Below are 787 nucleotides of genomic sequence, written 5' to 3' on the forward strand. Positions count from 1 at the left end.
CTCCATCCGATCGCTTGTCTAAATCAGTCCGCTCTGCCGCGAGTCCTTCGTCAGATATTCGCAGATCATCATGTTATTGGTTCCTCCATCTGCACCCATCCACCCCCTTAGTTACATAAATCCATTGTCCTTCTGTCCACCTTTTCTTTTTTTTTTTTTCGCTCCCAGGCCTGTGGTTCTGGCTCAGGCTCGATGGGCTCTGGCAAAGCCGGCACGTCGACGCCAGGCTGTTCGGGAAGCACCAGATCATCCAGCACGCCATCGAACATCGAGGTGGCCGGCTCTGCTGGTGCAAGGGCTGGCGCAGGAACAGGCGTGGCGGCCAGTTCGGGTGCGACTTTTGGATTGGTCGAGGGTTCGGGTTGGAACAGGTCCAAGAAGTTGTCGGTCATGAGCGTTGGGTGGATCGAAGGATGGCGCGTAAGTGCGCGTCGACGGCGGTGGAAAGGCGACGGGCGCGGGCTTGCTGGCGGCGGAGCTGGTAGTCGATCAAAAAGACAAAGACCTGGCGTTCGTAGTAATTCATGGCGGCGAACTGGTCTTCGATCTGCTGGAGGTTCATGGGTGTCCCTCGGGGAAGAGACCGGCCCCAGGACTCGGGGCCGGTCAAGATGATCAAGCGGATACGTCCGGCACGGGCGTGATGAGGATCTGGGTCTTGCCCTTCCCGCAGTTGTCGACAGCGGTGGTTGGCGGGAATGAACCGCGGGCGTGCAACTCGGCGAGCGGGATCTGGCAGGCTTTCTGGTCGCGACCCGAGACAGCGATCGACAGTGGCTCCTTGGAC

General features: G+C 59.5%; 2 protein-coding genes. Both read right to left on the reverse strand.

Features of this window, described 5'->3' with window-relative positions; translation table 11 throughout:
• Positions 1–107: 107 nt before the first annotated feature.
• Complete coding sequence (locus tag CSC74_RS17315; protein WP_162315757.1) at positions 108–392, reverse strand: hypothetical protein; 285 nt, start codon at positions 390–392, stop codon at positions 108–110.
• The gene (locus tag CSC74_RS17320; RefSeq protein ID WP_162315758.1) at positions 389–562 is read right to left on the reverse strand and encodes a hypothetical protein; all 174 of its coding nucleotides are present in this window, start codon (positions 560–562) and stop codon (positions 389–391) included. The genes CSC74_RS17315 and CSC74_RS17320 overlap by 4 nt, the downstream gene beginning before the upstream one ends.
• Positions 563–787: the final 225 nt, after the last annotated feature.

Source organism: Pseudoxanthomonas yeongjuensis (assembly GCF_010093345.1).
Classification (GTDB): Bacteria; Pseudomonadota; Gammaproteobacteria; order Xanthomonadales; family Xanthomonadaceae; genus Pseudoxanthomonas_A; species Pseudoxanthomonas_A yeongjuensis.

Bases quoted from the DNA above. Each gene is read 5' to 3' on its own strand.
- CSC74_RS17315 (WP_162315757.1), bottom strand. From the start codon at position 392: ATGACCGACAACTTCTTGGACCTGTTCCAACCCGAACCCTCGACCAAT.
- CSC74_RS17320 (WP_162315758.1), bottom strand. From the start codon at position 562: ATGAACCTCCAGCAGATCGAAGACCAGTTCGCCGCCATGAATTACTAC.